Annotated in this window: 5 protein-coding genes; all 5 read left to right on the top strand. The window is 55.1% G+C overall.

The genetic code is table 11. The annotated features are described in order from the left end of the window. On the top strand, positions 1 to 318 hold a 318-nt coding region (locus JW953_14035), incomplete at its 5' end, for an FCD domain-containing protein (GenBank protein MBN1993815.1). Between the two features lie 3 nt (positions 319 to 321). Next, a complete protein-coding gene (locus JW953_14040; GenBank protein MBN1993816.1) occupies positions 322 to 1,095 on the top strand; it encodes a glucose 1-dehydrogenase in 774 nt (257 codons plus the stop codon). A 49-nt stretch (positions 1,096 to 1,144) separates the two neighbouring features. Beyond that, a complete protein-coding gene (locus JW953_14045) occupies positions 1,145 to 2,011 on the top strand; it encodes a transketolase (GenBank protein ID MBN1993817.1) in 867 nt (288 codons plus the stop codon). Then, on the top strand, positions 2,008 to 2,940 hold the full coding sequence (locus JW953_14050) for a transketolase family protein (protein MBN1993818.1): 933 nt from the start codon (positions 2,008 to 2,010) through the stop codon (positions 2,938 to 2,940). The genes JW953_14045 and JW953_14050 overlap by 4 nt, the downstream gene beginning before the upstream one ends. Positions 2,941 to 2,960: 20 nt before the next feature. Then, on the top strand, positions 2,961 to 3,589 hold a 629-nt coding region (locus JW953_14055; GenBank protein ID MBN1993819.1), incomplete at its 3' end, for an NAD-binding protein.

Below are 3,589 nucleotides of genomic sequence, written 5' to 3' on the forward strand. Positions count from 1 at the left end.
CAAGCCGGGAAAACAAATGATATTGCCACCCTGGTAGATTACGATATGGAGTTTCACCGGCGAATCTGCCTGTGGTCCGGCAGCGCCACCCTCCTGCGGGTCTGGCTGCCGCTTTATGCTCAACTCCAACGCTTTGTGGTAAAAACGCATCCCACCGCCTTTCCGGACCTGGTTGAAGTAGCCAATAATCATCTCCCCATTATAGAAACACTGCGCCATCACCGGCCGGAATTGGCCGCCGAGGCCATAGAAAAACACATTATGCTGATTTGGTCCAAACTGGAACCCAGCCAAAATTCTCTTAAACAAGGAGCCTAACTAATGAATCTGCCAACTTTTCGTCTTGACGACAAAGTAGCCGTTGTTACCGGCGCCGGCAGCGGCATGGGCCGGGCGTTTGCCGTGGGCCTGGCCCATGCCGGGGCCGATGTTGTAGTGGCCGACCTGCCCGACCGGCAAGCCAACGCCGAAGAAACGGCGGCCTCTATCCACGCAGCGGGCAGAAAGGCCCTGGCCTTGCCCCTGGATGTGACAGGCGTCGAATCCATCCAAGCTATGGTTGACCGGGTGGTGGATACCTGGGGCCACATTGATATTATGGTCAACAACGCCGGCATCAATATCCGCAAATGGGCCACAGACGTTGCCGAACAAGATTGGGACCGGATTGTTGACACCGATCTCAAAGGAGTTTTTTTCTGCGCCCAGGCGGCGGCCAAACACATGATCAAACGGGGCCGGGGCGGCAAAATCATCAATCAGGCCTCGCAAGTGGGGCTGGTTGGTTATTATGAACGGAGCGTCTACTGCTCGGCCAAAGGCGGCGTGATCAATATGACCCGGGCGCTGGCCATTGAATGGGCCAAACACAATATCACTGTTAACGCCATTGCGCCCACGTTTGTTAATACGCCCTTTGTGCAAAAGTTACTTGAAGATAAAGGCATCCGCGACGAAGTTATCAGCCGCATTCCCCTGGGCCGCATTGCCGAACCCGAAGACATTGTGGGCGCGGTGGTCTACCTGGCCAGCCCGGCGGCCAATATGGTCACCGGCCACACGCTGGTTGTTGATGGCGGTTGGACCGCAATTTAACCTGAATTAAATTTTCTACCCAATCCCTTTTTTAGGAGGACAAATGCCAATGAGTGAAAAAGCGATAAGCCAAACCGACCTTGCTCGGCTAGAATGTCGGGCCGCCGAAATGCGCCTGCATATCGTCAAGATGATGGGGTCAAACAAAGCGCACCACTTTGGCGGCTCGCTTTCGGCTACCGATTTGGTGTGCGCCCTTTATTTTTACAAAATGAAGTACAATCCCCAAAAACCGGATTGGCCGGAACGGGATCGCTTTATCATGAGCAAAGGTCATTCCGTGCCCGCCCAGTATGCGGCCCTGGCCATGCTGAAGGTTTTTCCCCTTGAAGAGTTAGCCACGTTAAAACAATTAGGTAGTCGTCTGCAAGGACATCCCGTAATGCACTGCACGCCCGGCGTCGAAGGCTGCACCGGCTCGTTGGGGCAGGGATTATCTTTTGCCAACGGAATGGCTCTGGCTGCGCGTCTGCAAAATTATAATTACCAGGTGTTCTGCTTGATTGGCGATGGCGAGCTTCATGAAGGCCAAGTGTGGGAAGCCGCGATGACCACGCCCAAACATTGTCTGACCAATGTCACTGCCATCATTGACCAAAACGGCCTCAAAGCAATGGATGAGAGTAGTTGCGGCAAGTTGCTGGAACCCTTGTCGCAACGCTGGGCCAGTTTTGGCTGGCAAGTCCGCGAGATTGACGGGCATAACCTGGCGCAGATATGCGTCGCTCTTGATTGGGCTACCGCCAGCCCTGATAGTCCGTGCGCCATCATTGCCCATACCGTAAAAGGCAAAGGCGTTTCATTTATCGAAAACAAACCCGGTTTTCACAATGCGCCAATTACGCCGGAACAAAGCCGGCAAGCCATTGCCGAACTGGAAGCCAATTTGCAAACCAAACGGGAGGCGCTACAATGAGTGAACTATTTGAAACCCGCATGGTCTATGGGGATGCCCTGCTTGAATTGGGCCAACGCCGCCATGATTTGGTTGTTTTGGATGCCGACTTGTATAAATCAACCCGTTCTATTGTGTATGGCGAGTCTTTTCCTGACCGCTTTTTTGACCTGGGCATTGCCGAGCAAGATTTAGTCAGTACCGCCGCCGGGTTGGCGGCCGGCGGCTTGATCCCCTACTGTAACTCCTTTGCTATTTTTCTCACCGGACGCTGCTACGATCAAATCCGCACCCAGGTAGCCTATCCGGCCCTGCCCGTTAAATTGATCGGCTCGTCGGCGGGGTTGACCCAGGGGCCGGATGGCGCAACCCACCAATCTTTAGAAGACATATCGCTAATGCGCGGTTTGCCCAATATGACGGTCATTGTGCCGGCCGACGACGTGGAAACACGTCAGGCCACTCTGGCCAGCGCCGACATAAAAGGGCCGGTCTATCTGCGCCTGGGGCGCTACCCTACGCCCCGTCTGTTTGGGCCGGACTACCAGTTCAAAATCGGCCAACCCACCCGTTTGCGCGACGGCAGCGATATTGTTATTTTTGCCACCGGCCACGTGACGGCTAAGGCTCTGGCCGCGGCGGAACTGTTAAACAATCAAAATATTCAGGCGCGGGTGGTCAACGTGGCTACCATCAAACCGCTAAACCGGGAGGCGGTGCTGGGCCAGCTTGACGGCATGCGCTACGTTTTCACGGTAGAAGAACACAACATTATCGGTGGGTTGGGCAGCACTATCAGCGAAATCATCGCCGAGTCGGCCCAAGTACCACTGCGGCGGCTGGGGGTACGAGACACCTTTGGCGAATCCGGCACCGCCGACGAATTACTGGAAAAACATGGCCTCCAGGCCGAAGGTATCCGCACCAGCATTGTTGAAACTCTAACCTGAAAGAGAAAGGACACATCCCCATGAAACCCAAAATTGGCTTTATCGGCATCGGCATTATGGGCCAGTATATGGCCGGCCACTTGATAAACGCCGGCTACGAGTTGGTAGCTTACGACGTTGTTTCCGCCGCCGTTGACCGGGCTGTAGCCGCCGGCGCTCAAAAAGGTGGGTCTTGCCAAGATGTTGCGGCTCAAACCGATCTCATCATTTCAATGGTGCCCGACTCCCCCGATGTGGAAGAGGTAGCCCTGGGCCAAAACGGTCTCATCCAGGCGGCCAGAGCGGGACAAATTTACATTGATATGAGCACCATTGCCCCCCACGTAGCCATTAAGGTGGCCAAAACGCTGGGGCAAAAAGGCGTGCGCTGTTTAGACGCGCCGGTCAGCGGCGGCCAGGTAGGCGCGCAAAATGCTACGCTGTCCATTATGGTTGGGGGAGACGAAGATTTGTTTAACGAAGTATTACCCATTCTGCAAGTGATGGGCCGCACCGTCACGCTCTGCGGGCCTAATGGCGCTGGGCAAACCGTAAAAGCCTGCAACCAGATTCAGGTGGCCCTGAATTTTGTGGGCATGGCCGAAGCCTTTGTGCTGGGCGCCAAAGCCGGGGTTGATCCGGCCATTATTCTGCAAGTGTTGAGTGGCGG

The organism is Anaerolineae bacterium (assembly GCA_016931895.1).
GTDB lineage: Bacteria > Chloroflexota > Anaerolineae > 4572-78 > J111 > JAFGNV01.